Genomic DNA, 25,703 nt, shown 5'->3' with positions numbered 1-25,703 from the left:
CACGGTCCGCGGCCGGCTCAGGGGCCGCCCGCGTTCACCGGTACGGTAGGAACTCCCCCTGAGGGAGGTTCAAGTCTTGCCCCCTGACGGCATGTGGAGTATCGGAGAGCTCGCCGAGCATGCGGGTGTCACCGTCAAGACCGTTCGCTTCTATTCCGAGCGCGGTCTGCTGCCCGAGACCACTCGCAGCGCCGGTGGCCACCGGCGGTACGGGCCCGAGTCGCTCGACCGACTCCGGCTGATCCGCTCCTTGCGCACCCTCGACCTGCCCGTCTCGGAGGTGGTCCGGGTCCTGGACCGAGACGATGCGCTGGAGGACGTCATCGCGGGGCAGCTGCGGGGGCTCGGCTCCCAACTGGCCTCCCTGCGCTGGCAGGAGGCCGCCCTCCAGCTGCTCCGGGACTGCACCGCGGAGGAACGCGTCGACCGGCTGCGTCTGGTCGGAGCCGTCGCCACCCCGCCCAGCACTGCCGCCCTGGCGCGCTTCTGGCGCCGCACGCTGCCCGCACGGCTTCCGGCCCGGCTGGTCTCCATGGTCCTCGACGCGGCTGTTCCGCAGCCCCCTGCGGATCCGACCCCGGCCCAGGTGCTGGCCTTCGCCCGACTGCACGCCCTCGTCTCCGACACCCGCCTCGGCACCGACGACTACCGACCGGCGCCTCTCCCGCCCGCCGAGGAATACCGCCCCACGGTGCTCTACGACGGCCTCAGCGAGGCCTACGCGCTGGCCTCGGCGGACCTGCGGGCCCGGCGGCCACCGGGCGCGGGGGAGGCACTCGACTGCTTCGTCTCCGCCTATGCCCGTTCACGCGGTACCCGGGACACCCCGGCCTTCCGCAACCACCTCACCGGCCAGGTCGCCCGGAGCGCCGACCCGGTGATCGGCCGCTACTGGCAACTCACCGCCGAACTCACCGCCCCGCCGTCCGGCCCGGCGGAACCTACCGCAGGCGCTGCCCACTTCTGGCTCTGCGCCGCCCTGAAGACCCAAATCGGCCGTCCAGCCCCTGTCCCGCTCACTCCATAGTCGCGCGCCAAGTCGCACGACGTCACGTCGCAGCCGGTCAGCGGCGTACGCGTGGCATTCCCAGGCCGATCCAGGAGATGATCTCGCGCTGGATCTCGTTGTTGCCGCCGCCGAAGGTGAAGATGACGGCGCTGCGGTAGCCGCGTTCAAGGTCGCCGTGCAGGACCGCGCCCGCCGAGCCCTCCTTCAACGGGCCCGCGGCGCCCACGACTTCCATCAGCCAGGCGTACGCGTCGCGGCGCGCCTCTGAGCCGTAGACCTTCACCGCCGAGGCGCCCTGCGGGGTGAGCGTGGAGTCCTGGAGGGCGGACACCATCTGCCAGTTCAGGAGCTTCATCGCGTCGAGCCTGGTGTGGGTCTTCGCGAGGCGTCCGCGCACCCAGCCGAGGTCGATGACGCGGCGCCCGTCGGCGAGCTTGGTGTCGGCGGCCCAGCGCTGAACGTTGTGGAGGGCGCGGATGGCCATGGTGCCGTGGGCGGCGAGCGTGACGCGTTCGTGGTTGAGCTGGTTGGTGATGAGCCGCCAGCCCTTGTTCTCTTCGCCGACGCGGCGGGAGACGGGGACGCGGATGTTCTCGTAGTAGCTGGCGGTGGTGTCGTGCGAGGCGAGGGTGTTGATGAGGGTGCAGGAGTAGCCGGGGTCGTTCGTCGGTACGAGCAGCATGGTGATGCCCTTGTGGGGCGGCGCGTCCGGGTCGGTGCGCACGGCGAGCCAGACCCAGTCGGCGGTGTCCCCGTTGGTGGTCCAGATCTTCTGCCCGTTGACGACATACGCGTCCCCCTCGCGTACGGCGCGGGTCTTCAGGGCGGCGAGGTCGGTGCCTGCGTCGGGCTCGCTGTAGCCGATCGCGAAGTCGATCTCCCCTGCCAGCACCTTGGGGAGGAAGTACGCCTTCTGTTCGTCCGTACCGAACTGCATGATCGTCGGGCCGACGGTGTTGAGGGCCATCAGCGGCAGCGGCACGCCGGCCTGCGCGGCCTCGTCGAAGAAGATGAACTGTTCCATCGGCGAGAGCCCTCGGCCGCCGTACTCCTCGGGCCACCCGACACCCAGCCAGCCGTCCGTGCCGAGCCGGCGGACAGTGGCGCGGTAGAAGCGCTTCTGGGCCGCCGGATCGGCGTACCGGGCGTAGGCGTTGTCGGCTACCAGCTCGGCGAAGTACGCACGCAGGTCGGCGCGCAACCGCGTCTGCTCAGGCGTGTATTCGAGGTGCACGGCCCCTCCAGAGTGTCGCGTTCCCTACGGCGGCGCACACACTAGAACGCGTTCAAAGAATCTGGAAGGGCCTTCCCGCACCCGATCGCTGCCGGCCTCTGCCGGCCCGCCGTCCTCAGTCGGTGGACAGCGCCTCCAGGAGCTCACCGACCTGCGGTTCGGGGAGCGCCTTGGCGACATCGGCCTGGGCGATCATGCCCACCAGGCGGTGGTCGTCGATCACCGGAAGCCTGCGCACCTTGTGCCGCGTCATCTTGCGCAGCACCTGCTCGACGTCGTCGTCGGCCTGTACGAACACCACCTCGCCCTGCGCGAGTTCGGAGGCCTTGGTCGTGCCCGGGTCCTTGCCCGTGCCGAGTGCCCGCACCACGATGTCGCGGTCGGTCAGCATGCCTTTGAGCTTTTCGTCGGTGCCGCAGATGGGCAGGGCGCCCACGCCGAGCCGCGTCATCATCCGGGCGGCGTCCGCCAGGGTTTCCTGCTCACCCACGCACTCCGTGCCCTTGGACATGATCTGGCGTGCGGTTGTCATCGTCCCTCCTGATTCGGGGTTGACGGTCCGTTCGCTGGAGCCCGCCGAGTACCCGGCCTCGCTCCTGGCAACCCTTCTGCGGCGGTGGCTGGTGTCGCACCAGGGGTAGCTGCGGCTGCGCCGGCACGTGCAGACGGCCACCATGAACCGGTCGGAGCGGACGGTCGTGCCGTCCGCCAGCGTGATCTCGACCGGGCCCTCGACCAGCACAGGCCCCTGCGGGTCCACGACGACGCGCCGGGCGGGGCGGCTGTCCCGCGTCGCCGGAGGGGTCTGAGGGTTTTCACGCGGCTCTCGGGGCTCAGGCTCGGGCTCAGCTGCGCACGGCACGGATGACCACCAGTTCCTCTTTCGTCTCGCCCGGGGCGACCAGGCCGCGGGCCTCCAGCCAGGCGGCATGCCGCCGCATCACCGGGCCGTACGGCACTGTCTCGCGGGCCACCGGCTCGGCCCGCAGCCCCTGCGCGGTCAGGGCCTCCACGGTCGCCCCTACGCCGGACAGCGCCGACTGCACCAGAAGGAGTACGCCGCCCCGCCTCAGCAGGGACGGCGCCTGCACACACAGCCGGTCCAGCACCGCCCGGCCGTCCGCACCCGCCCACCAGGCCAGGTCGGCGCCCTTCGCCGGTACGCCGCCGGGAGAAGCGACGTACGGTGGATTGGAAAGGATCAGATCGAAGCTCCGCCCCGCCACCGAGCTCAGCAGGTCTCCGCGGTGGACACGGATCGGCAGTCCTCGCAGCCGGGCGTTGAACCGGGCCGCGAGGACGGCTCTGCGCGACAGGTCGGTCGCGGTCACACTCACGGCGCCGCTTTCGGCGGCCACCAGGGCGAGCGCACCCGTGCCGGTGCCGACGTCGAGCACGTCGGCACCGGGCATCCGTGGCTCCTCACGGGCCACCCGTGCGAGCAGTTGGGTGTCTTCCAATGGGGCGTAGACACCAGGTGGTCTGAGTAGGCGCATGGGACGGGGGTACCTCGAAGACCCCTGGTCGTAACGGCCCCCGCCGGAAGGAGCAGCAAATGAGGGATGTCCCCGCCCGCCCCGTTTCGTACTGGATGGAGTTCGGTGACGGCGCGGCGCGCCCCGGGCCGCCCGACGGACTCGAGGTGGACGTGGCGGTGATCGGCGCGGGCATCTCCGGGATCTGTACGGCCTGGGAGCTCGCCAGGGCCGGAAAGACCGTCGCCCTGCTGGAGGCGGACCGTATCGCCTCCGGAGTCACCGGCAACACCACGGCCAAGCTCTCCGCCCTGCACGGGATCGTCTACCAGCGGCTGCGCAGCACGCGCGGCGCACAGGGCGCCGCGCTGTACGCGCGCTCGCAGCAGGACGCCATCGGCCACGTGGTGGCCGTGTGCGAGGAGCTCGGGATCGACTGTGACCTGGAGCGCGCCCCGGCGTTCACGTACGCCGAGACGTCCAAGGAGGCCCGTACGGTCGAGGCGGAGGCGGAGGCCGCGCGTGAGGCCGGGCTGCCCGCGTCGTACGTGAAGGAGACTGGGCTGCCGTTCCCTGTCGCGGGCGCGGTGCGCGTCGAGGAACAGGCACAGTTCCATCCCCGCAAGTACCTCTACGCGCTCGCCGCCGACCTGGAACGTCGCGGCGGGCAGATCTTCGAGGGGACCAGGATCGTCGGGCTGCGCGAGGGGGATCCGTGCCGGCTGACGACGGAGGACGGCCGCACTGTGGTGGCCCGTGATGTCGTGGTCGCCACGCACTACCCGGTCTTCGACCGGTCGCTGCTGTTCGCGCGGCTGAAGCCGCACCGCGAGCTGGTGGTGGCCGGGATCATCCCGGCCGCACAGGACCCCCTCGGGATGTACCTGACGCCCGAGGGATCGACACGTTCGGTGCGGACCGCTCCGTACGGCGAGGGGCAGCGGCTGCTCATCGTCACGGGCGAGAAGTTCACCCCGGGAGCGGGCCGTGTCGGTGAACGGTACGAACGGCTGGAGAAGTGGACCACGGAGCGCTTCCCGGACGTACGGCTGACGCACCGCTGGGCCGCCCAGGACAACGAGCCGACGGACGGCGTGCCCTTCGTGGGCGCCCTGCATCCGCGCGCGCGTCACGCCTTCGTGGCGGCGGGCTTCAACAGCTGGGGCATGGCCAGCGGCGTGATGTCCGGCAAGCTCCTCGCCGCCCGGATCACCGGACAGAAGCTGCCCTGGACGGACCTGTACGACCCGGTGCGCCTCCAGCCGCTGAAGGAGGCCCCGTCGCTGATGCGGTTCCAGGCCGCTGCCGCCGGGCACTTCGTGGGCGACCGGCTGCCGTTCGTGACGGGCGGCGGGCCTGCTTCGGCGATCGCTCCCGGCGGGGGCGCGGTGGTGCGCAGTGGCTCCCGTCAGCTGGCGGTGCACCGCGACGACACCGGGGAGCTGCACGCGCTGTCGGCCCGGTGTACGCACCTGGGCTGCATCGTGCGGTTCAACGACGCGGAACGTACCTGGGAGTGCCCGTGCCACGGCTCCCGGTTCGGGATCGGCGGGGACGTGCTCCAGGGACCGGCCGTACGCCCCCTTGAACAGATCCACGACTTCGAGGACGACGGCAAATGACCAGCACCGCCGAGCTGCCCTCCTCTCGCGGCCCCTTGTCTGACGCCGTGCGGAACATACTCCTCGGCTCTCCCCCGCCCGGCGGCCTGCCCACGGACGAGGCCGCCTCCGCGGACCCGTTCGGGGACGATCTCCAGTTGGCCCTCTACATGGCGTACGAGCCGCACTACCGGGGCTTCCAGGGTGTCCCCGATTCCCGGGAGTGGGACCTGGAGCTGCTGCGGCTGCGCGGCGCCATGGAGGAGGCGTTCCTCGGCGCGCTGCGCGCGGCGGCGTCCGGCGGCGACGACGTAACAGCCGAGCTGGACGCGCTGCTCGCCGAGCTGGTCGAAGGGCACGGTGTCTCGCACGAGCTGATGCACGACGGCACCTGGGAGCAGATGCGTGAATACCTGGCTCACCGCTCGCTGTACCAGCTGAAGGAGGCGGACCCGCAGGCGTGGGTGATCCCCCGGCTGGAGGGGCAGGCCAAGGCGTCGCTGGTGGCGGTCGAGTTCGACGAGTTCGGTGGCGGCCACGGCGAGAACGTGCATGCCAGGCTGTTCGCCGACCTGATGGAGGGCGCGGGGCTGGACGCGCGCTACGGCCGGTACCTGGAGTTCGCGCCTGCCGTCACGCTCGCCCCCGTCAATGTGATGTCGCTCTTCGGACTGCGCCGTGCGCTGCGCGGCGCCATGGTGGGCAACTTCGCCACCCTGGAGATCACCTCTCCGCCGGGAGCGCGCCGGATGGCGAAGGCACTGGAGCGGCTGGGCGCGGGCGAGCAGTGCACGCGTTTCTTCACCGAGCACGTCGAGGCGGACGCGGTGCACGAGCAGGTGATGCGCCGTGACGTCATCGGGGACCTGCTGGCCAGGGAGCCGGAGCTGGCCGGGGACGTGGCGTTCGGTATCCGGGCGAGCGTGCTGCTGGAGTCGCGCTGGGAGGAGCACGTCCTGGCGGCTTGGCGGGAGGGACGCAGTTCGCTGCGGCCGGGAGCGCCGGACATCAACCGCCCCGCGGACCACCCCACGGCTCCCCGCTGAGGTACACGCACTGCGCCCCGCACAGAACGGCCTGTGCGGGGCGCAGTGCGTGAGTGCGGGTGTGCTGTCGCGGGGCGCTAAGGAAGCTGGGTGTCGATCGCCGCTCGGCCCTCCTTCTCCAGCCGGCGCCGCGCCCACTCCAGCGTTGCCGGAGTCACGTCACGCCCTGAGGAGAGCACCACGTCCTCGGGCGTTACGTCGTCGGTGGCGCCGGTGTGCAGCAGCCTGTCGGGGGTCACCTCCGACGGCTTCGGCCTCGCAACGGATGATTCCTCGCTCATACCGCCTCCTTGTTTCGTCGCACAGTCGGCATTCTGGTTCTCGCGTACCCGCACCGCATCCGGTGAACATCCCACGGCCCTGTTGTGTTCTTCCGTTCCGTGTTCTTCCGTTCCGGATGCGAGGGGCGCCCGCCTGCGGGAGCGTGGGCAATGTGGGCAGCCCAATCGGGCCGATCGAGGCACGGAGTGGGACACATGAGCGAAGACAACACCATTCCTCCCGAGGACGACGGCGTCCTGGACGCGCAGGACACGCTCGAGAGCGACGACCTGGAGTACGACCCGCTCGACGCGGGCATCGCACCCCCCGAGCACTGGTCGCCCGCGGAATTCTTCGGCAACACGGCGGAGGAGGCACATCGGGGCGAGTCGCTGGACCAGCTTCTCTCCGAGGAGGAACCGGACATTGATCCGGACGCCCCCGACGTGGAGGAAGAGGACGACGAACTCAGAGGTCTGGACAACGAGCTCGAGGATCTCGACGAGGAACTGGAAGGCGGATAGCCGCGGCTACCCGGGCGACGACTGGCTCTCACCGGCCGGACCGCCCGTGCCGTCCTGCCCGCCCCTGCCGCTCTGCCCGCCCTGCGCTTCTTGTCCCTCCTGACCGTACCGCCGCTCGAACGCCGCGACCCGCCCCTCCGTGTCCACTGTCCGGGCCTTGCCGGTGTAGAACGGGTGGCTCTCGGAGGAGATCTCGACATCGACAACGGGGTACGTTCTGCCGTCGTCCCACTCGATGGTGTTCTCGCTGGTGGCCGTCGACCGGGTGAGGAACGCGTATCCCGCGGCCCGGTCCCTGAAGACGACCTCCTGGTAGGAGATGCTGGCGTCCGGCTTCACATCTGGCTCCTCGCCTCGGTGTACGGGAGTACGCGCGTACGAGCCTTCCCAGGCTAAGCCGGACGGCGCCCGTCGGCATCCGTCGCAGCCGCAGCCGCCCCGCCGGCCGCGCCCCGGAACGTGGAGCGGTAGGCGCTCGGCGAGACCCCCAGCGCGGCGTGCAGGTGCTGGCGCAGCGACACCGCCGTGCCGAAGCCGACCGCGGCCGCGACCCGGTCGACGGGCAGGTCCGTCTCCTCCAGCAGGTGCCGGGCCCGGTCGACGCGCTGTCCCGTGAGCCACTGGACCGGTGTCTGCCCGGCCTCCTCGCAGAAGCGCCGCGAGAAGGTGCGGGTGCTCATCGCGGCGCGCTCGGCGAGCTCGCGCAGGCTGATGGGGCGGTCCAGGTGGGCCAGGGCCCAGGTGCGGGCGGGCTCCGTGGACGACTGGCGCGGGGCGGTGACGGGGCGCGGGATGTACTGCGCCTGGCCGCCGTCACGGTGCGGCGGGACGACCGTGCCGCGGGCCACCTCGTTGGCCACCCGTGAGCCGTGGTCGCCGCGGATCATGTGCAGGCACAGGTCGATGCCGGAGGCGACGCCCGCGGCCGTCAGTACGCCACCGTCGTCGGTGTAGAGCACGTCCGGGTCGACGCGCACCCGCGGGTGGAGCCGCTGGAGGTCGGCGGCGGAGCGCCAGTGCGTCGTGGCGCGCTTGCCGTCGAGCAGGCCGGCCGCCGCGAGGACGAAGGCCCCGGTGCAGATGGAGGCGATGCGCGCGCCGGGACGGATCCGGCCCAGGGCCTTCGCCAGTTCGGGCGGCAGGTGGGGTGCGGCGCGGGGCGTGTAGTCCTCGTCGGAGGCCGGTACGACCACGGTGTCGGCCTCGGCGAGGATGTCCGTACCGTGCGCGACATGGACGGTGACGTCGGCGTCCGTGCGTACGTCGCCGGGCTCGGGCGTACAGGTCAGGACCTCGTAGAGGGGTTCGCCGGTGGACGAGAGTGCCTGTCTGAACAGCCTGTGGACGATGCCCAGTTCCATGGTGAGCAGTCCGTCACGCACGAGGACTGCCACGCGGTGCGGGTTTCCTGACTGGCCGGGGAAGCCGCGGAACGCCGTCTCAGTCGACATGGCGAGATTCTTTCACACCATGACTTTCTCGCCACTGGTTCGGAGGCGTCCCGCGGACGGATGGTCGGACGCATGGTTCAGATGCGGATCACGGAAAGTCCGGGCCAGCGGCCGCCGGTACGGACACGGGTGCACCGGGCCTGGCTGGTCGCCGGGGTCGCTGCCCTGGCGATCGTCGCGGCCGGGGCCTTCACCACCATGGCCGGGCTGCTCGTCGGCCCGCTCCACCGGGAGTTCGGCTGGTCGCGCTCGACGATCGGTTTCGGCGCGTCCGTGAACATGGTCCTGTACGGCCTGACCGCGCCGTTCGCGGCCGCCCTCATGGACCGCTTCGGGATGCGCCGGGTGGTCGGCGGCGCGCTGGCGGCCGTCGCGACGGGCGCCCTGTTCACCACGGTGATGACCGAGCCGTGGCACTTCGCGCTCGCCTGGGGCGTCCTCGTCGGTACGGGCTGCGGGTCGATGGCGATGGCGTTCGCCGCGACCGTCACGGACCGCTGGTTCGTACGCCGCCGCGGGCTGGTCACCGGTGCGCTCACGGCGGCGGGCGTGTTCGGGCAGTTCGTGTTCCTGCCGCTGCTGTCCTGGATCGTCGACCGGTACGCGTGGCGCGCCGGGACGGTGACGCTCGTGGTGGCGGCGCTGGTCGCGCTGCCGCTCGTACTCCTGCTGCTGCGTGATAGTCCGACGGATGTCGGACTACGGCCGTACGGGGCTCCGGAGCACGCCGCGCGTGCTTCCCGGGAACGGTCCGCGACCGTTCCCGGGACGGCCGCCCTGCGGACCGTTCACGTGCTCGTACGGTCGGCGCGCACCGGTCCCTTCTGGCTGCTCGCGGGAACGTTCGCGATCTGCGGCGCGTCGACGAACGGCGTCATGTGGACCCACTTCACCCCGGCCGCGCACGACCACGGCATGCCCGCCACGCTCGCCTCGTCACTGCTCGCGACGATCGGCGTCTTCAACGTCGCGGGAACCATCGCCTCGGGCTGGCTGACCGACCGCCTTGACCCACGGCGCCTGCTCGCCGCGTACTACGCGCTGCGCGGCCTCACCCTGCTCGCCCTGCCCCTCCTGCTGTCGGCTCACATCGGGGCGCCCCTCGTCGCGTTCGTCGTCCTGTTCGGGCTGCTCGACGTCGCCACGGTTCCGCCGACGCTCGCGCTGTGCCGGGAGCTGTACGGCAAGGACAGCTCCATCGTCTTCGGATGGGTCGCGGCGGCGCACCAACTGGGCGCCGGCCTGGCGGCGTTCGCGGGCGGTGCGACCCGGGACGCGTTCGGTTCGTACGACCCGCTGTGGGTCGGCGTCGGCGCGCTGTGCGGGGCGGGTGCGCTGCTGGCGCTGATGGTCGTACGGCCGCGAGCAGCGGCGTGAGGATGACCCGGCCACCTACCCCGCCCCCGGGTCGAACAAGCCACGCAGGCGAGAATTCAGGCAAAAGCGTTACTACGTTAGGAAACTGACAGTAATCGGCCTGTACGGTGCCCCGCATGGACGGGGTTCGGGGCGCATGCTCCTTCGGGGAAGAACTACGGCGTCTGCGGAGCGAGCGCGGCATCTCGCTCACGGCGCTGGCCCGGTCGATCCACTACAGCAAGGGCTATCTGAGCAAGATCGAGAACGGCGGCAAGCCGCCGACAGCCGACGTGGCCAGGCGTTGCGACGAAGCGCTCGGAGCGGGCGGTTCCCTGGTGCGGCTGGTGGACAGCGACAGCGTCGACGGATCGCCCGCGCGCCGGCCCCCGCTGCCGCCCCAACTCCCCGGCCCGGCCGAGGCGGTGTGCCCGTACCGGGGCCTCGCCGCCTTCGGCCCCGAACACGCGCAGTGGTTCTTCGGCCGGGAGCGGGCGACGGCCGAGCTGGTCGGCCGGCTCGCCGAACGGGCCGGCAGCGGCCCCCTCGCCGTGGTCGCCTCGTCCGGTGCGGGAAAGTCCTCGCTGCTGCGGGCCGGTCTGGTACCCGCGCTGCGGCGCGGCGCGCTGCCCGTCGAGGGGTCGAGCGGCTGGCCGGTGGCCGTGTGCACGCCCACCGCCCATCCGCTGAAGGAGCTGCTGCGGTGCGTGACCGAGGCGCTGGGGGCGGGCGTCGAGGTCAGCCCGGAGTCGTTGCGGGTGCGGCCACAACGGCTGGCCGACGCCGTACGGCCGCTGCTGGCGGCGGGACCCGGGCGGCTGATGCTGCTGGTGGACCAGTTCGAGGAGACGTTCACGCTGTGCGCGGACGAGGCGGAGCGGCGCGCCTTCGTCGCGGCACTGTCCGCCCTCACCACCCCCGCCGAGGGGGACGCCGAGCGGCCGCCCGGTGTCGTAGTCCTGGGTGTACGGGCCGACTTCAGCGGCCGGTGCCTCGACCACCCCGAGCTGGCGGCCGTCTTCTCGCACGGCCTGTTCGCGCTCGGCCCGATGACCGGCGCCGAACTGCGCGCGTCCATCACGCTTCCCGCCCAGCGCGCGGGGCTGACCCTGGAGCCCGGTCTCGTCGGCCTGCTGCTGCGCGACGTGGGAGCCAGGAGCACCGGGCAGGGCAGCCAGGACGACCTCACCCCGGCCTCGCCCGGCGCGCTGCCCCTGCTCGCCCACGCGTTGCTGGTCACCTGGCAGCAGCGCACCGACCACACGCTGACCGTCGCCGGCTACGAGACGACGGGCGGCATCCACGGCGCGATCGCGCGGACGGCCGAAGCCGTGTTCACCCGGCTCCAGCCCGCCGAACAGGAGATGGCGCGGCGGGTACTGGTGCGGCTGGTCCAGGTCGGCGCCGGCGACGGCGGCGGCAACGGAGCCGGGGACAGCGACGCGGCGACCCGGCGCAGGGCGAGCCGCGAGCTGCTGCTGGAGCAACTGCCCGACCGGCGCGGCGTGGAGGCGGCGCTCGACGCGTTCGTACGGGCCCGGCTCGTCACCGTGGACAGCGACGCGGTGGAGATCACCCACGAGGCACTGCTGCGCGCCTGGCCCCGGCTGCGCGGCTGGATCGGCACCGACCGGGCCGGGCTGCTCATCCACCAGCAGCTCGCCGAGGCGGCCGCCGAGTGGGTGCGCGCGGGCCGCGATCCCGGACTCCTCTACCGGGGGACGCGGCTCGCCGCCGTACAGGAATGGGCGGAGCAGACCGACGGACGAACCGAACTCGGCCCGTACGAAACCGAGTTTCTCGATGCGAGCCGGGCGCAGGAGGTGGCCGGGCAACAGGCCGAGCGGCGGCAGACCCGCACCCGTCGCAGGCTGCTGGTGCTGCTGGTGGCGCTGCTCGTACTGGCGCTCCTCGGGGGCGCGACGGCGTTCCACCAGCGCTCACGCGCCATCGACGAGCGCCGGGTCGCCCAGTCCCAGGCGATGGCGGTACGTTCCGGCGCGCTGGCGTCGGGGCAGCCCGAGGCATCGATGCGCCTGGCGGCCCAGGCGTACCGCACGGCGCCGACCACCGAGGCGCGCGGCGCGCTGCTCAGCACGCAGGCGCGGTACTTCGCGGGCCGTCTCGGCGGGCACACCGGACCGGTCAACGGCGTGGCGTTCAGCCCCGACGACAAGCTGCTGGCGTCGGCCAGTTCGGACGGCACCGTGCGGCTGTGGGGCGGGGCGGACCATCGCAGCCCCGTGGATACGCTCACGGGTCACGGCGGTCCGGTGATCGCCGTGGCGTTCAGTCCCGACGGGCGGCGACTCGCGTCGGCGGGCTCCGACGGCACGGTGCGTCTGTGGGGCGTGGCGGACCGTCAGCCGGCCGGAACGCTGCTCGGCCACGGCGGCGCCGTACGCTCGGTCGCCTTCGGCCCGGGCGGGCGGAGCCTCGTATCGGGCGGCGCGGACCGCACGGTGCGCCTCTGGGACGTGCCGCGCCGACGGGTGCGGGCGACGCTGCGGGGCCACAGCGACAGTGTGCACGGGGTGGCCTTCAGCGCCGACGGACGCAGCGTCGTCTCGGGGGCGCTGGACCGTACGGTCCGGATCTGGGACGTGGCCGGGCGCAGGATGCGGGCGACGCTGCGGGGGCACAGCGACGGCGTGCTGGGGGTGGCCTTCAGCCCGGACGGGCGCAGCGCCGCTTCGGGCAGTGCGGACCGTACGGTCAAGATCTGGGACGTACGCCGCCACCGCATCCGGGCCACGCTCACCGGCCACAGCGACGACGTCAACGCGGTGGCGTACGGCGGGGACGGGGCGAGCGTCGTCAGCGCGGGCGGGGACGGCGCGGCGAAGGTGTGGGACACGGCGAGTCACCGGGTGACCGCCACGCTGTCCGGGCACACCGACTACGTGCTCGGGGCCGCCGTCAGCGGCGGCAATGTGGTGGCGACGGCGGGCTTCGACCAGTCGGCGGTGCTGTGGAACCTGGACAGGACGGCGCTGACCGCGCGTCCCTTCGCGGAGGCATGGCAGTCGGCGGTCGCGCCGGACGGGCGGCTGGTGGCGTCGGCGAGTGTGGACCGTACGGTCAAGGTGTGGGACGTACGCCGCCACAGGCTCCTCACCGCCCTCACCGGACACACCGGCTCCGTTTTCGGCGTCGCCTTCTCCCCCGACGGTGACTTTCTCGCCTCCGCGGGGGCCGACCGCACGGTCAGACTTTGGGACGTACGCCGCCACAGACTCCTCACCACCCTCACCGGACACACCGGTTCCGTCTTCGGCGTCGCCTTCTCCCCCGACGGGCGCCTCCTCGCCTCCGCGAGCGCCGACCGTACGGTCAAGCTCTGGGACGTACGCCGACGACGGTCCCTCACCACGCTCACGGGCCATCAGGACTTCGCGAACGCGGTCGCGTTCAGCCCGGACGGCGGGACGCTGGCGGCCGGCGGTGACGATCTGACGGTGCGGCTGTGGGGCGTGGCGGACCACCGGACGCGCGCTGTGCTGCGCGGCCACAAGGGTTCGGTGCGCGGCGTGGCGTACAGCCGGGACGGGCGGACGCTGGCGAGCAGCGGCAACGACGGGACGGTGCGCCTGTGGGACATGGCGCATCACCGGCCCACCGCCACCCTCGCGGGCCACAGCGGCGCGGTGCGGGCGGTCGCGTTCGACACCGGCGCCGGCGCGGACGGCGTGACGCTCGCCAGCAGCGGCAGTGACGGAACCGTCCGCCTCTGGGACACCACGCGCCACCGGCTCACCGCCACCCTCACCGGCCACAGCGGCGCGGTGTGGGGTGTCGCCTTCAACCCGCGGACGCAGGCGCTGGTGAGCAGCAGCAATGACGGCACCGTACGGCTCTGGAACACCGACGTGAGGGCCGTTTCCCAGGATGTTTCCCGTTTCCTGTCGCGCCAGGAGACAGCTGGAACCTCGACAGCCGCCGGCTTCACGGCCCAGGCTCGAAGGGCCGGACCGGGTGGACCGAACGAACCGAACCCGACAAGCCGGAAGCCTGACGGAAGATGAACGGGGATCAGCAATGCGCAACCGATGGAGAGCGGCAGCCGCGGCAGCGGCCGTCGGACTGTCGCTCATCGCCTGGCCGGCGCAGGCCGGGCAGCCGGCCCGGGCGGCCACTTCGTCAACGGCGGGGACGGCGGGTACGGCGGCCGCCGAGGGGTGCGACGTCCTCGCCCCCGGAGCCTCGGCGGCGGCCGAAAAGGCGGTACGGACCGCCTGTTCGCAGATCGGCGTCTGGTACTCATGGGGCGGCGGCCACGGCCCGGCGCCGGGACCCACGTACGGGATGGTGGACCCCACCGACCCGGCCAGCGAACACGACCCACAGCGGCGCGGCTTCGACTGCTCGGGCCTGGTCAGGTACGCCTACGCCGAAGCGACCGGCCAGGACATCCTGAACGGCACGGCCCACAGCCAGTACAACACCGCGCACGCGACAGCCCGGTTCGGCCCGTCGGAGGGGACCGGGCCGCTGGTCCCCGGCGATCTGCTGGTCTACGGGAACGCCCGCAAGGTGCATCACATCGCGATCTACCTCGGCGCCGGGAAGATGGTCGAGGCGAAGCAGTCCGGCACCCGGATCATGGTCAGCGATGTGCGCCTGGGCGGCGACTACTTCGGGGCTGTACGCATCAACGCCGCGCCGGGGCAGGGGACGTTCAGCACCTGGGGTACGGACGTGTGGACGCATGCCGAGGCGTCCACGACGAGCGCGCGGGTGATCAAGTTCGCCGGCCCGACGTCCGTGCGCATCACGTGCCAGAAGCATGCCCAGTCCGTCACCGCCGAGGGCATCACCAACGACGCCTGGTCCTATCTGCCGGACCACAAGGCGTGGATCACCAACATCTACATCAAGGGCCCGGCCTGGCTCAACGGCGTGCCCACCTGTTCGTAATCCGCACCGCACCTCAAGGAGAAACCATGAACCTGAACCTGAACCTGAAGCTTGGCAAGAAGCTCGCGATCACCCTCGCCGCGACCGCTCTTACGGCGGGCCTGGCCGGCGTCACGGCCCCCGCCACCGCCGCACCGGCCGGACCCGCCGCCGAATGCGGAGTCCGCTCCGACGGCAAGCTGTACTGCGGCAACCGGGCCGGCGCGAAGGGCTACGAGCACCGGTCGTACGCCTCGGCGGTACGCGGCCAGATGAACACGACGTTCAGCTGGTTCTCGTGCTGGGGCCGTGGCGACAGCCACCCGGGCGGCAACAACATCTGGTACTGGACCCAGCTGGACAACGGCCAGTGGGGCAACATGGCCGCCGTGGACGTTCACACTTCAGTCGACCCGGCGCCCGGCCTGCGCGAGTGCTGACCGACGCACACGCGCATTGAGGAGTGGGCCGCCCTACGGACGAGGGGCGGCCCACTCACGCACGTCCGGCTCACGCGTCCGCGAAAGGTGCCAGCCCTGTCGCGGACAGAATCGTGTCCACGGTCTGGGCGACGCTCTGCCCCGCGTTGTCGATCCACACCCCCTCCCCCGCGAGTTCTGCCCGCATCGCCTCGTCCAGCGGCGTCCAGTCCGTGTCCAGCGTCTTGTCCCGCGCCAGGTTGCGCTCCCAGGCGACGGCCGGTGCCGGCGCCAGCACGACGTGGTGCAGCGGCTTGCCGGCGAGGGTGCCGCGATAGAAGTCGAGATGCGAGCGGCGTACGACGACATCGTCGATCACCGGCAGGAAACCGGCGGCGGCGAAACTGTCAGCCAGGAGGCAGGCGTTGCGGGCGCGCAGGAAGATCTGGCGGTCGGCCTCCTCGTCCTTCGCCCACGACGGCCACCGCCCTCCCGCGACGATGAGCTCCTGAAGGGCGTCCACCTCGATGTGCGCCGACCGCGCGAACCGCGCGGCGAGCGCCGCGGCCACGGTGCTCTTGCCGCTGCCGGGGATCCCGGCCAGCAGCACCACGCCCGCGGCGGGCTCGCGGTCGACGGGCACCAGGTCCAGGGTCATGCGCCTCTCGCCTCTCCTCATGCGAATCCTCATGCGAACGAATCAAGCCGCGATGACCACGGCCGCCTTGCTGAGCGCCGGCCCGGCCGGCACCGGGCGTTCGGCGAAGACTACGAGCCGCAGGACCGCGAAGCGGCCAATTCCCGCCAGCGCCGAAGCCGAGAGGTAGACCGCCTGCTCGGTCAGGACCGGGGGTGCGGACTGGGCAGCGTACAGACCGAGCAGCGCGCCCGTCGTGAACGCATAGCTCACCAGGACCGTGAGGCCCGACTGGAGATGGACGCCCCAGCCACCGCGCTCGCTGCGGAAGGACACCCGGCCGTGCAACTCGGTCGCGATGAGCGTGGATACGACGGTGACCAGCGCGTTGGCCGCAGCCAGCGGCATCCGGTCGTGGAGCAGCACGAGCACACCGCTCGACGCCAGCCCGACGCCGCCGCCGCAGACGACGAAGCGTACGAATGCCGCGATCATCGGGCGGAGCGGACGCTTGTGGGCGCGGGTGGTCACGGGGAGCCTCCGGGGGAGCGGTTGAGCCGTTGCTGCGATTTCACTCCACAACCCGGCGTCGCGCGTCCCCCGAGCGACCGGGCCCACCCCCGACTCCAGTAAGGGTTGACCCGGCCGCGGGCCCTAGGGCGGAACCCCCGGCCCGGTCGGCGTCACCGGTCTGCGTCACCGGTCTGCGCGACGTCCGAATTCCGCCGGTGATCGTGCGCGCGGGGCGTCACTCTCGGAAGAGAACCGGATTGCACACCGGAGGAACCAGAACCATGAACCCCACCATCCAGCAGGCGGACCGCACGGTCGGCGGCGCCGCGGCCTGCCGCGTCGCCGCAGGTGACTGGCGGGCCCTGGCTGACGAGGTCAACGAGTACGGCTGCGCGCTCACCCAGCGGATCCTCACCCCTGCCGAATGCCGGAAGCTGGCCGCGCTGTACGACGATACGGAGCGGTTCCGCTCGACCGTCGACATGGCCCGCCACCGCTTCGGCTCCGGGCAGTACCGCTACTTCGGCGACCCGCTGCCGGAGCTGGTGCGCGAGCTGCGCGCGGCCTTCTATCCGCACCTGCTGCCGATCGCCCGCGACTGGGCCGACAAGCTCGGGAGGCCCGCACCCTGGCCGGACAGCCTGGAGGAGTGGATCGCGATGTGCCACGACGCGGGGCAGACGAGGACCTCCCAGATCCTGCTGCGTTACGGAGCCGGGGACTGGAACGCCCTGCACCGCGACCTGTTCGGCGAGGCCGTCTTTCCGCTCCAGGTCGTCGTCGGCCTCGACGCGGCGGGCACCGACTACACGGGCGGCGAGTTCCTGCTCGTCGAACAGCGCCCCCGCGCGCAGTCCCGGGGCACCGCGATGATGCTGCCCCAGGGCCACGGCCTGGTCTTCACCACCCGGGACCGCCCGGTGCGCTCCCAGCGGGGCTGGTCGGCCTCGCCGGTACGGCACGGTGTCAGTACGGTGCGTTCGGGCAGCCGGCGCACCCTGGGGCTCGTCTTCCACGACGCGACGTGAGCTACCCCATTACGCGCCCCTCGCCTGACCGGCGGTGGCAGCGGCGCTGGGCCGGGCGCCGCCACGGAAGGTGCGACGGTACGCCGCCGGGCTGGTGCCCAGGGTGCGGCGGAAGTGCTGGCGCAGCCCGTCGCCCGTACCCAGACCGCTGCGTTCGGCGACGGAGTCGACCGGCAGGTCGGTGGTCTCCAGGAGTACGCGGGCCTGGGCGACGCGCTGCTGGTTGAGCCACTTCAGCGGGGTGGTGCCGACCTCGCGGGCGAAGTGCCGTTCGAAGGTCCGCAGGCCCAGGCCGGCCCGGGCCGCGAGTTCGGCGACGGTGAGGGGCCGGTCCAGCCGGGCGACGGCCCAGTCCAGTACGGCGGCGAGGCCCTTGGCGGTGGGTGTGGCCGGCCTCTTCGGCTTCGGCCGGGCGTACTGCGTCTGGTCGCCCTCGCGGTGCGGGGCCACGACCATCCGCCGCCCGACCTCGGCGGCGGCAGCAGTGCCGTAGTCGCCGCGGACGATGTGCAGGCACAGGTCGATGGCGGCGGCGGTGCCCGCGCTGGTGAGGATGTCACCGCCGTCGACGTACAGGGCGTGCTCGTTGACGTCGACGCGCGGATGGCGGCGTCGCAGCTCGTCGGCGTACATCCAGTGCGTGGCGGCTTCGCGGCCGTCCAGGAGGCCGGCCGCGGCCAGCACGAAGGCGCCGGAGCACAGGGAAGCGATGCGGGCGCCGCGTCCGTGGGCGGCGCGCAGGGCGTCAAGGAGTGCGGCCGGGGGCTCGTAACCGTTCATGAGGCAGGCAGGGACGATGACGAGGTCGGCGGCGTCGAGCGCCTCGATGCCCTGCTCGGCCTCCAGCCGCAGCCCGCCCGGGGAGCGCTGCACGCCGGGGGCGCTCGCGCACAGCGTGAGCTCGTACCACGGCGGTGTGGCTTCGTCGCCGCCTTGGCCGAACACCGCGCACGGCACCGCCAGTTCGAAGAGCGAGGACTCGGCGAGCAGCACGACGGCGACGCGGATGGGAGACACGGAAGAAGTACGAGCCATGTCGTAAATCTACGGGACCCTGACGTTTACGTCACTGGTACGCCCTCTTCGCACGTCGGAGGCTGGGGGCGTGAGCGACGGCGTACACGAGCGGAAGGCGTCAGGCATGGGCTACGGACAGCGGATGCGGAGGCTGCCGCCCCGGTGGCAGGTGAGCCTCGCCGGGGTGACGGCGATCGGCGTCACCTTCGGGTTCGCCCGCTACGGCTACGGGCTGTTCCTGCCGGAGCTGCGGCGGGAGTTCGGGCTTTCGGTGGCGCAGGTGGGGCTGATCAGCAGCGCGACGTACCTCGGTTACATGGCGGCGCTGGTGCTGGTCGGCGCGCTGGTCTCACGCTTCGGCCCGCGTCCGCTGGTCGTCGTCGGCGGGCTGTCGGCGACCGTCGGCATGGCCCTGGTCGCCTTCGCGGGCGGGCCGGGGGTCCTGACGGCCGGGCTGATCCTGGCCGGTACGAGCTCGGGGTGGGCCTGGGCGCCGTACTCGGACGCGGTGGACCGAATGGTTCCGGCGGGGCTGCGCGAGCGCGTCATGGGGACGATCGCGAGCGGCACGGCCTTCGCCGTCGTCGTAGCCGGACCGCTGGCGCTGATCGCCCGGGGAGCTCAATGGCGGTACGCCTGGCTGGTGTTCGCGGCGGCGGCCCTGCTGACGACCGCGTACAACGCGCGCGTCCTGCCCGCCGGAGCGCACCCGGCGACCGGCACGGGTCGGGGGCGCGCCGGTCTGGGCCTTCGGTCGTTCGCCCGCCGCCCGGCTGTCCCGCTCTACCTCACGGCCCTGTCGTACGGTCTGGTCGGCGCCGTCTACTGGGCGTTCGCCGTGGAGGCGGTCTCCAGGGAAGCGGGGCGCGACGCACCCACGGCTGCCCTGTTCTGGACGGTGATGGGCCTGGCGGGCACCGCGGGCGCCCTGACGGGCGGCGCGATCGCGCGGCACGGTCTGCGCCGGGTCCACGGCTCGCTGTTCGCGGGCATCGCGATGGCGGTCGCGCTGCTCGGCGTGGCGCCGGGCGCGCCGGTGGCCGTGATGCTGTCGGCGGTGCTCTACGGGCCGTGCTTCATGGCGGGCTCGGGCGTTCTCGCGGTGTGGAGCTACCGGGTCTTCCCCGACCGGCCGTCGACCGGGTTCAGCGTCACCGTCCTGTTCCTCGGCCTGGGTACGGTCGCGGGTCCGGCCGCGCTCGGGCTCTTCAGCGACGCGTACGGCCTGCGCGCCGCGTTCCTGGTCACGGCAGCCGCGGCGGCGCTGACGCTCCTCGTCCGCCCGCCGCGTCGGCAGCCGCGAAGCACGCCGCCGCGCGCACCGGCGGCCGGGGCGGTACACACGATCCGCGACTCTGTGCGCCAGGGTTGACGGAGCGAACGACCCACGAGGAGACCCCGCCGATGTCCACGACGACGTACCGCTACGCATCACTGCGCGCACTGTTCCTCAACTGCACGCTCAAGCGCTCACCCGAGGTCAGCAACACGCAGGGGCTGATCGACAGGAGCCGCGGCGTGATGGAGAACAACGGCGTCACGACCGAGGTGATCCGTGCTGTCGACCACGACATCGCGACCGGTGTATGGCCGGACATGACGGAGCACGGCTGGGAGTCCGACGCCTGGCCGCAGCTCTACGAGCGGATCATGGCGGCCGACATTCTCGTGCTGTGCGGGCCGATCTGGCTGGGTGACAACAGCTCCGTGATGAAGCAGGTGATCGAGCGGCTGTACGCGTGCTCCAGCACCCTCAACGACCGTGGTCAGTACGCCTATTACGGCAGGGCCGGCGGCTGCCTCATCACCGGCAACGAGGACGGCGTCAAGCACTGCGCCATGAACGTCCTCTACAGCCTCCAGCACCTGGGCTACACCGTCCCGCCGCAGGCCGACGCCGGCTGGATCGGCGAAGCGGGACCCGGCCCTTCCTATCTGGACCCGGGCTCGGGCGGCCCCGACAACGACTTCACCAACCGCAACACGTCCTTCATGAGCTGGAACCTGATGCCCGTCGCCGCCATGCTCAAGCAGGCGGGCGGCATCCCCGCCCACGGCAATCAGCGTTCCGCGTGGGACGCGGGCTGCCGGTCGGACTTTCCCAACCCCGAGCACCGCTGAAGGGCGTACGGCCCCGCTAGCCTGCTGATCATGCGCATCGATGTGGTGACCGAGATTCTGCGCGAGGCGGCCGAGGCGGCGATTCTTCCTCGCTACCGGTCGCTCGCGGACGGCGAGGAAGCCACGACGGCGAATCTGGGACTCCTGCTCGCACTCCGGGAGGCTCCGGCGGTATGGCTGGTCGATCCGCTGGACGGCACGGCGAACTTCGTCGCCGGGCGGCCCGAGTACGCCGTGATGGCGGCGCTGGTGCGGCACGGAAGGACCGTTGCCTCGTGGATCGTGCAACCCGCGCGAGGCCGGACGTACACAGCCGAGAAGGGCTCCGGAGCCTGGCGGGACGGGACACGGATCCACCGCGCGCCCGCACCCGCCGACTCCGCCGCCCTGCGCGGCGCCGCACTGACCAGATTCCTCGACGCACCGGCGAGGGCACGGGTGCGGGCCGCGGCGTCGCGGTTCGCCGCTCTGGGGCCGGGCACCAAGTGCGCCGGCGTGGACTACCCCCGACTGGCGGAGGGTGGACAGGACTTCGTCCTGTACCACCGCACGCTGCCGTGGGACCACGCGCCGGGCGCCCTCCTCCTCACCGAAGCGGCCGGCGTCGTACGACGTCACGACCGCAGCCCCTACCGGCCCGACGACGCCAGGAGCGGGTTGCTCGCCGCCGCCGATCCGCGCTGCTGGCGGACGGTGCGCTCGATCCTGGCTGCCCGCGCCTGAGCGGCGTACCTCACTCATCCATTCGCAGCGATGGCAGGAGCCCCTCACCGCGGCCGTCGCCCCCGGCCCGGTGACGAAAAAGACCCGCAGCCTCAAACCGGCAGAAACAGGGAATCAACCAAGGAGCACGTCCGTACGGCGGGCCGCCGGCGTCCCCGCTCGAGCCCGGGACGGCCGGCAGACTGGTCAAAAGGAGCCGGAGTCATGACGACGAACGACAACCGCACCATCACCGCGGACAGCGAGGCTCCCGCGCACCGGGAACACGACGACCAGTCCTGGCAGGCGTCGGACGCCGCGCAGTACCACGCCGCCCAGGCCGCCCTGGAAGCAGTCCGTCCGCCGGCGCCGGCAGCCGCGGAGCGGGCGCTGAAGCAGGAACTCAACCAGCTCTGGCACCTCCACGAGACCCGCCCGGTGATCGGCCTCGCCCGCAGTATTGTCATGACCCTGGGAGGCTGCACCCACGAGGAGGCGTTCCAGGTCCTGGTGGACGTCTCACGGCACACCAACATCGAGCTCCGCGAGATCGCCCAGCGCCTCGTGGACAGCGTCGATGGCCCGCCCCCCAGCGGACCGCTGCGTACGGCCCTGCACAACGCCTTCGAACGGCTCCGCTCCACCACCACCAACACCGCCTGACACGACCAGTGGGTGCCCGCCTGCCGTCTGCGGACGTCAGGCGGGCCTACGCTTCAAGATCTCTGGATGACGGAGGGCGACGATGGAACGAACTCTTCCCCTGGTGGGCCGCACCGCGGTGGTCACCGGCGCCGCCCGGGGCCTCGGGGAAGGAATGGCGCGCGCTCTCGTGCGGCGCGGAGCCGATGTGGCCCTGCTCGGTCACGAGGAATCCGAACTCGCCCGGGTCGCGGCTTCGCTCCCCCCGGGCAGAGCCGCTCACTGGCAGGTCGACGTGACCGACGAGGCCGCGATGGCGCGTACCGCCTCCGAGGTGGAGCAGCGCTTCGGGCCGCCGTCCGTGCTGGTGGCCAATGCCGGTGTGTCCTCGGGCGGCCTGTTCCTCGACGACGACCCGGCGACCTGGCGTCGCGTCGTGGACGTCAACCTGATCGGCAGCGCGGTCACCGCCCGGGTCTTCCTGCCCGGCCTTCTGCTGACGCGCGGCTACTACCTCCAGGTCGCCTCGCTCGCGGCCATCGCCCCGGCTCCGCTCATGTCGGCGTACTGCGCCTCCAAGTCGGGTGTGGAGGCCTTCGCCCACTGTGTACGTGCCGAGTTGGCGCACCGCGGCGTGGCCGTGGGCGTCGCGTACCTCAGCTGGACCGACACGGACATGATCCGGGGCGCCCAGCACCACGACTCCTTGCGTGCACTGCGCGCCCGCATGCCCTGGCCCGCCGACCGGACTTACGCTCCGCAGCCGGTGGTCGATCGCCTCGTCCGGGGTATCGAGCGACGTTCTCCCGCCATCTACGCCCAGCCGTGGCTGCGCGCCGCACAAGCCGCGCGCGCCTGCCTGCCGGCCGTCGTCACCCACCGCTCCCGGCGCGAGCTCGGCCGGCTTGCGGGCCGCGCCGACCTCTCGGCGACCGGCCTGCTCGGGGCGGGCGGAGAGGCCGACGCCGAGGCTGCCGGCCTGAGATGACGGAAGGTCCCAGTTGTCTCAGTTGTCTCAGTCCACGCGTTCACCGCTCCGGTGGCGGCGGCCGAGAGCCCGTTGCGTACGGCTGAGTACGCCGCCCAGGGAGCGGCTGCGCAGCGCCGCCCGGGCCGCGTTCGCTCCCGGAGCGCCGTGGACGCCGCCGCCCGGGTGCGCGCCGGCCGAGGCGAGGTAGAGCCCCTTGACGGGCGTTTCCGGGCGGCCTGTGCCAGGGACCGGGCGGAAGACGAGCTGCTGGTGCACGGCGGTCGTGCCGCCGTTGATCGCGCCCCCGTGGAGGTTCGCGTCCATCGATTGCAATGTCGCAGGGGCGAGGATACGGCGGGCCAGGATCCGGGAGCGGAAGCCCGGCGCGTACCGCTCGACCCGGGCCTCGACGCGGTCCGCCATCGCTTCCTGCTCGCGCTCGTCCCAGGCGCCCGTAAGGCCGTCGTCGCCCGCGTCACCCTTGATCGCGTGCGGGACGTGGGTGTACGCCCAGGCCGATTCGGTACCCGCCGGTGAGCGGGAGGGGTCGGCGGTGGTCATCTGGCCGAACAGCGCGAAGGGCCGGTCGGGAACCTGCCCCATCGTGACCTGTGCGGCGAAGCGTGTCAGGTCGTCGACCCCGTCGGCCAGGTGGACCGTGCCCGCCGTCGAGGCTTCGGCCGCGGTCCACGGAACCCGGCCGTCCAGAGCCCAGTCGACCTTGAACGTGGCGAAGTCCCACTGGAAGCCGCGTAGGTCCCGCAGGAAGCGGCCGGGCAGATGCCGTACGTCGACGAGTCCGCCGTAGAGGTCGGGCACGGCCACGTCCGCCAGCACGGCCCGGCCCGCCGGCACCGTTTCGCCGCCCGCGGTGCGCACGGCCACCGCCCGCTCCGCCCGCACGACGATCTCGTCCACACGTTTTCCGCAGCGCACAGCGCCCCCGCGCCGTTCCAGCCGCCGTACGAGCGCCGCGGTGAGCGCGCCCGCGCCGCCGACCGGCACGGGAAATCCGTACCTCTGGCCGAGCATGGACAGGAGCCAGCCGAAGCCGCCGCTGCCCGCCGCTTCCGGGGCGAGGTCCGCGTGCAGGGCGTTGCCCGCGAGCAGCAGCCTGCCGCCCTCCCCACGGAACTCCTCTTCGCCCAGGCGGCGTACCGGCAGCAGCATCGTCCGGGCAAGACGCAGTCCGCCCGCGCCGCGCAGCCGGGCCGCGAGCCGGGCGGCGGAGCGTACGGGCGGGAAGGGGGTGAAGAGGGAGCCGAGGATGTCCTGGCCGAGCCGGTCCCAGGTCCCGCACAGAGCGTGCCAGGCCGCGCCGTCGCCGGCGGCGAAGCGGTCCAGGCCGGCGGCGGTGTCGGCGGCGCGGCGTTCCAAGACCGCGCACCGGCCGTCGGACAGGGGGTGCGCCAGCACGCTGGGGGCGTGGCTCCAGCGCAGCCCGTGTTCGTGGAGGCCGAGGCGGGCCAGCACGGGGGACGCGGCGGCCAGCGGGTAGAAGGCGCTGAAGAGATCGCTGACGTAATCGGGGTGTACGCCCCGGTCACTGCGGACCGCGCCGCCGGGCTCGGGCTGGGCTTCGAGGACTTCCACGCTCCAGCCCGCGTCGGCCAGCACGTTCGCGGCGACGAGCCCGTTGGGGCCCGCGCCGATCACTACGGCGTCCGGCATCGCTGCCTCCTGTCCACCCTCGCCACCCCGGCCGCCCCGCCCACCCCGGCCACACGATTCAGGGCTGTGCGCCGGCGGCGGCGTGCCGCGAACCGCGCTCGACGACCTTGGCGAGCCTGCCCAGCATGCTGCGGTGGCGCAGTTGCAGTACGGCGTCGAGTGCCACGTTGTGCAGTGCGCCGCCCACTCCGCGCAGGGGATGCTCGTCGAGGATGACCAGCGCGTGGTCCCCCCAGGGGCGGACCTCGATGGCGATCCTGGCCGTACCGAGCGGGCCGCTGTCGACCTCCAGTTCGAGCTCGCGCGGCGGTTCGCTCCGGCGGACGATCGTCTCGCCCGTCAGCGTCCGCGGCCCGAGCCGCACCGTGTAGTCGATCGTCGCGCCGACCTCCGGCCAATGACCTTTGCCGGGCTGTGAGTCAGAGGTCCCGACGACCCAGTCGCTGTACCGCGACCCGTCCGCCAGAACCTCCCACACCGCCTCGGGCGCACTGCGGATCAGCTGATGCCGTACGGCCATGGGTCCTCCAACGCCTCGACAGAAACGATCGCCGGCCCCCCGAGTGCCCAGCCTAGGGCGCGCAACCCTCATCGACCTCTCGGAGACCGCATACGGTCCTCGGTACGGACGTACGTGACGCGATGATCACCGCCGGGTGCGTCAGCCCACGATTTCTTCGCGCGACAGCGCCGACAGCGCCCGCACCGCGCGAAGAAAGCCCCGCCGGTCCGCCGGCGGCAGCATGGCGAGCAGACGGTCCTCGTTCGCCTGAATGCCGGCTTGGGCCGATCTGCGTACCTTGCGGCCGTCCTCGGTGATCGAGAGCAGCCGGGCGCGGCGATCGGCGGGGTCGGGCGTACGGGAGATCAGGCCGGATTCCTGGAGTTGGTCCAAGGTGGCGATGATCCGCGTCTTGTCGGTGCCGATCGCCTCCGCGAGCGCGGCCTGGGTACGCACCGGGCCGTCATCGAGGGCGCTGAGTACGACGTAGCCCCACATGGAGAGGTCATGCGCGGCCAGTACGGGCAGCTCAGCGGCGATGAGCGAGCGCACGAGCGGCTGCAGCACGGCGGCGAGGTCGCGGCGTTCACCGCCTTGGACTGTCATGCGCTCACGATACCGATCGCTG

General features: G+C 72.2%; 26 protein-coding genes and 1 pseudogene. 14 read left to right on the top strand and 13 right to left on the bottom strand.

Annotated elements, in window-relative coordinates:
* Positions 1-91 precede the first annotated feature (91 nt).
* Positions 92-1,027: a MerR family transcriptional regulator gene (locus tag ABZX79_RS05395; protein ID WP_355251908.1), complete on the top strand. Its 936-nt coding sequence runs from the start codon at positions 92-94 to the stop codon at positions 1,025-1,027.
* A gap of 37 nt (positions 1,028-1,064) precedes the next feature.
* Here ABZX79_RS05395 and ABZX79_RS05390 read toward each other — a convergent pair whose 3' ends face one another.
* From ABZX79_RS05390 to ABZX79_RS05375, 4 genes and pseudogenes are all read right to left on the bottom strand, one after another.
* Positions 1,065-2,243: an acyl-CoA dehydrogenase family protein gene (locus ABZX79_RS05390; RefSeq protein WP_355251906.1), complete on the bottom strand. Its 1,179-nt coding sequence runs from the start codon at positions 2,241-2,243 to the stop codon at positions 1,065-1,067.
* Between the two features lie 115 nt (positions 2,244-2,358).
* Positions 2,359-2,775 (bottom strand): CBS domain-containing protein, encoded by a 417-nt coding sequence (locus ABZX79_RS05385; RefSeq protein WP_355252022.1) that lies wholly within the window; start codon positions 2,773-2,775, stop codon positions 2,359-2,361.
* Positions 2,776-2,868: 93 nt separating this feature from the next.
* Positions 2,869-3,174: pseudogene (locus ABZX79_RS05380) on the bottom strand (CDGSH iron-sulfur domain-containing protein); the annotation flags it as partial.
* Positions 3,089-3,739 (bottom strand): HemK2/MTQ2 family protein methyltransferase, encoded by a 651-nt coding sequence (locus tag ABZX79_RS05375; protein ID WP_355251903.1) that lies wholly within the window; start codon positions 3,737-3,739, stop codon positions 3,089-3,091. The gene ABZX79_RS05375 and the pseudogene ABZX79_RS05380, both read right to left, overlap by 86 nt.
* A 95-nt stretch (positions 3,740-3,834) precedes the next feature.
* On the opposite strand from ABZX79_RS05375, the gene ABZX79_RS05370 reads away from it, so the two are divergent.
* Together ABZX79_RS05370 and ABZX79_RS05365 are read left to right on the top strand one after the other, a co-directional pair.
* Complete coding sequence (locus ABZX79_RS05370; protein ID WP_355252019.1) at positions 3,835-5,340, top strand: FAD-dependent oxidoreductase; 1,506 nt, start codon at positions 3,835-3,837, stop codon at positions 5,338-5,340.
* Positions 5,337-6,365 carry an iron-containing redox enzyme family protein gene (locus ABZX79_RS05365; protein ID WP_355251900.1) on the top strand — a complete coding sequence of 343 codons (1,029 nt, stop codon included), beginning with the start codon at positions 5,337-5,339 and terminating at the stop codon, positions 6,363-6,365. The genes ABZX79_RS05370 and ABZX79_RS05365 overlap by 4 nt, the downstream gene beginning before the upstream one ends.
* Before the next feature lie 77 nt (positions 6,366-6,442).
* On the opposite strand, the gene ABZX79_RS05360 is transcribed toward ABZX79_RS05365, so the two are convergent.
* Entirely contained in the window at positions 6,443-6,646 is a 204-nt protein-coding gene (locus tag ABZX79_RS05360) for a hypothetical protein (protein WP_355251897.1), read from the bottom strand.
* A 195-nt stretch (positions 6,647-6,841) separates the two neighbouring features.
* Between ABZX79_RS05360 and ABZX79_RS05355 the strand changes: the two genes are divergently transcribed.
* On the top strand, positions 6,842-7,150 hold the full coding sequence (locus ABZX79_RS05355) for a hypothetical protein (RefSeq protein ID WP_355251894.1): 309 nt from the start codon (positions 6,842-6,844) through the stop codon (positions 7,148-7,150).
* A gap of 6 nt (positions 7,151-7,156) precedes the next feature.
* Here ABZX79_RS05355 and ABZX79_RS05350 read toward each other — a convergent pair whose 3' ends face one another.
* The gene (locus ABZX79_RS05350) at positions 7,157-7,489 is read right to left on the bottom strand and encodes a type B 50S ribosomal protein L31 (RefSeq protein ID WP_355251891.1); all 333 of its coding nucleotides are present in this window, start codon (positions 7,487-7,489) and stop codon (positions 7,157-7,159) included.
* 53 nt (positions 7,490-7,542) lie between these two features.
* Entirely contained in the window at positions 7,543-8,601 is a 1,059-nt protein-coding gene (locus ABZX79_RS05345; RefSeq protein ID WP_355251888.1) for a helix-turn-helix domain-containing protein, read from the bottom strand.
* A gap of 81 nt (positions 8,602-8,682) precedes the next feature.
* Between ABZX79_RS05345 and ABZX79_RS05340 the strand changes: the two genes are divergently transcribed.
* From ABZX79_RS05340 to ABZX79_RS05325, 4 genes are all read left to right on the top strand, one after another.
* A complete protein-coding gene (locus ABZX79_RS05340) occupies positions 8,683-9,978 on the top strand; it encodes an MFS transporter (protein ID WP_355252016.1) in 1,296 nt (431 codons plus the stop codon).
* A gap of 116 nt (positions 9,979-10,094) precedes the next feature.
* The gene (locus tag ABZX79_RS05335) at positions 10,095-13,982 is read left to right on the top strand and encodes a helix-turn-helix domain-containing protein (RefSeq protein WP_355251885.1); all 3,888 of its coding nucleotides are present in this window, start codon (positions 10,095-10,097) and stop codon (positions 13,980-13,982) included.
* A 13-nt stretch (positions 13,983-13,995) separates the two neighbouring features.
* Complete coding sequence (locus ABZX79_RS05330; RefSeq protein WP_355251882.1) at positions 13,996-14,874, top strand: NlpC/P60 family protein; 879 nt, start codon at positions 13,996-13,998, stop codon at positions 14,872-14,874.
* Between the two features lie 26 nt (positions 14,875-14,900).
* Positions 14,901-15,293, top strand: a complete 393-nt coding sequence (locus ABZX79_RS05325; protein ID WP_355251879.1) for a hypothetical protein — start codon at positions 14,901-14,903, stop codon at positions 15,291-15,293.
* A gap of 70 nt (positions 15,294-15,363) precedes the next feature.
* On the opposite strand, the gene ABZX79_RS05320 is transcribed toward ABZX79_RS05325, so the two are convergent.
* Both ABZX79_RS05320 and ABZX79_RS05315 read right to left on the bottom strand, forming a co-directional pair.
* Positions 15,364-15,930: an AAA family ATPase gene (locus ABZX79_RS05320; protein WP_355251876.1), complete on the bottom strand. Its 567-nt coding sequence runs from the start codon at positions 15,928-15,930 to the stop codon at positions 15,364-15,366.
* Positions 15,931-15,972: 42 nt separating this feature from the next.
* The gene (locus ABZX79_RS05315) at positions 15,973-16,440 is read right to left on the bottom strand and encodes a hypothetical protein (RefSeq protein ID WP_355251873.1); all 468 of its coding nucleotides are present in this window, start codon (positions 16,438-16,440) and stop codon (positions 15,973-15,975) included.
* A 263-nt stretch (positions 16,441-16,703) separates the two neighbouring features.
* On the opposite strand from ABZX79_RS05315, the gene ABZX79_RS05310 reads away from it, so the two are divergent.
* A complete protein-coding gene (locus tag ABZX79_RS05310; RefSeq protein ID WP_355251870.1) occupies positions 16,704-17,450 on the top strand; it encodes a 2OG-Fe(II) oxygenase in 747 nt (248 codons plus the stop codon).
* A gap of 9 nt (positions 17,451-17,459) precedes the next feature.
* Here ABZX79_RS05310 and ABZX79_RS05305 read toward each other — a convergent pair whose 3' ends face one another.
* Positions 17,460-18,485: a helix-turn-helix domain-containing protein gene (locus tag ABZX79_RS05305; RefSeq protein WP_355251867.1), complete on the bottom strand. Its 1,026-nt coding sequence runs from the start codon at positions 18,483-18,485 to the stop codon at positions 17,460-17,462.
* Positions 18,486-18,555: 70 nt separating this feature from the next.
* Between ABZX79_RS05305 and ABZX79_RS05300 the strand changes: the two genes are divergently transcribed.
* The 5 genes from ABZX79_RS05300 (at position 18,556) to ABZX79_RS05280 (ending at position 22,920) form a co-directional block, all read left to right on the top strand.
* A complete protein-coding gene (locus ABZX79_RS05300; protein WP_355251864.1) occupies positions 18,556-19,839 on the top strand; it encodes an MFS transporter in 1,284 nt (427 codons plus the stop codon).
* Between the two features lie 32 nt (positions 19,840-19,871).
* Positions 19,872-20,588, top strand: coding sequence for a flavodoxin family protein (locus ABZX79_RS05295; protein ID WP_355251861.1), 717 nt, complete (start codon positions 19,872-19,874; stop codon positions 20,586-20,588).
* Positions 20,589-20,618: 30 nt separating this feature from the next.
* Positions 20,619-21,311, top strand: a complete 693-nt coding sequence (locus ABZX79_RS05290) for an inositol monophosphatase family protein (protein ID WP_355251857.1) — start codon at positions 20,619-20,621, stop codon at positions 21,309-21,311.
* A gap of 204 nt (positions 21,312-21,515) precedes the next feature.
* Positions 21,516-21,953 carry an ANTAR domain-containing protein gene (locus ABZX79_RS05285; RefSeq protein ID WP_355251854.1) on the top strand — a complete coding sequence of 146 codons (438 nt, stop codon included), beginning with the start codon at positions 21,516-21,518 and terminating at the stop codon, positions 21,951-21,953.
* A gap of 82 nt (positions 21,954-22,035) precedes the next feature.
* Complete coding sequence (locus tag ABZX79_RS05280; protein WP_355251851.1) at positions 22,036-22,920, top strand: SDR family oxidoreductase; 885 nt, start codon at positions 22,036-22,038, stop codon at positions 22,918-22,920.
* A gap of 27 nt (positions 22,921-22,947) precedes the next feature.
* Here ABZX79_RS05280 and ABZX79_RS05275 read toward each other — a convergent pair whose 3' ends face one another.
* From ABZX79_RS05275 to ABZX79_RS05265, 3 genes are all read right to left on the bottom strand, one after another.
* On the bottom strand, positions 22,948-24,573 hold the full coding sequence (locus ABZX79_RS05275; RefSeq protein ID WP_355251848.1) for an NAD(P)/FAD-dependent oxidoreductase: 1,626 nt from the start codon (positions 24,571-24,573) through the stop codon (positions 22,948-22,950).
* 58 nt (positions 24,574-24,631) lie between these two features.
* Positions 24,632-25,093, bottom strand: a complete 462-nt coding sequence (locus tag ABZX79_RS05270) for an SRPBCC family protein (RefSeq protein ID WP_355251845.1) — start codon at positions 25,091-25,093, stop codon at positions 24,632-24,634.
* Positions 25,094-25,234: 141 nt separating this feature from the next.
* On the bottom strand, positions 25,235-25,681 hold the full coding sequence (locus ABZX79_RS05265; RefSeq protein ID WP_355251842.1) for a MarR family transcriptional regulator: 447 nt from the start codon (positions 25,679-25,681) through the stop codon (positions 25,235-25,237).
* Between the last annotated feature and the right edge of the window lie 22 nt (positions 25,682-25,703).

The sequence above is a fragment of the Streptomyces sp. NPDC002994 genome (genome assembly GCF_040611155.1).
Taxonomy (GTDB): domain Bacteria; phylum Actinomycetota; class Actinomycetes; order Streptomycetales; family Streptomycetaceae; genus Streptomyces.
Note: the sequence above shows the minus strand (reverse complement) of the source record. Positions and strands in the feature narration are given on the sequence as shown.